Source organism: Cohnella baijiui, from assembly GCF_020731285.1.
Classification (GTDB): Bacteria; Bacillota; Bacilli; order Paenibacillales; family Paenibacillaceae; genus Cohnella.
The window spans coordinates 1-661 of record NZ_JAJFOW010000097.1 but is presented as its reverse complement, the minus strand read 5'-3'; the positions used below and the strand labels follow the sequence as shown (position 1 = coordinate 661).

Genomic DNA, 661 nt, shown 5'->3' with positions numbered 1-661 from the left:
CCACACCCAGCAAAAACATAAAAATAGAGCTATACCAATACGAAGATGCGATGGATAAATTAAGAAAACCTATAGTAATAATGCAGAGGCCAAAAAGGATGGTATTTTTTTCTCCCCACTTGGTAGATACAACTCCTGCAAACATGACGGTAAGCAAATAGCCAAGTGAGGTCATTGTTCCAAGTAAGCCTGCCGATCTGTAGGAAATGGAAAGGCCATCCTTCATAAAAGGAAGGACGACACCATAAGAAAGCCTTGCAAAAGAAATGGCGACGAGCGCGATGAGCACGCCCGTCATGATATACAGCCAGCTCGCCTTTTCTTCTCTCTCCATAATTACGTTATTCTCGTACGTTGCACCAATCCAGAATAAAAGCAGCGTAGGTTTTTGTTACATTCTTTACGCTTGGCAAATCGACCCACTCATCTGCACCATGCATGTTTCCACCGCTTGGCCCGTAACAGGTCGCAGGTATACCGTAATACAGATTATAAAAGCGAATATCCGTCGTAGCCGTCACGGAGTGGTATTCTAATTCCGATCCCATCGTGACCTTATGTGCTTGCTGCAAGCACGTAAACAGCTCTAGATCTCGCTTGAGCGAGACACCTTCTGCATGAAATCCATAGAATGTAATTTCCGGTTCTACTTCTCTTAACC

General features: G+C 44.2%; 2 protein-coding genes. Both read right to left on the bottom strand.

Features of this window, described 5'->3' with window-relative positions; genetic code table 11:
- A partial coding sequence (locus LKX83_RS31795) for an MFS transporter (protein ID WP_227887257.1) occupies positions 1-334 on the bottom strand: 334 nt, incomplete at its 3' end.
- A gap of 7 nt (positions 335-341) precedes the next feature.
- Positions 342-661, bottom strand: a 320-nt coding sequence (locus LKX83_RS31790) for a M20/M25/M40 family metallo-hydrolase (protein ID WP_227887255.1), incomplete at its 5' end; no start/stop codon positions are given.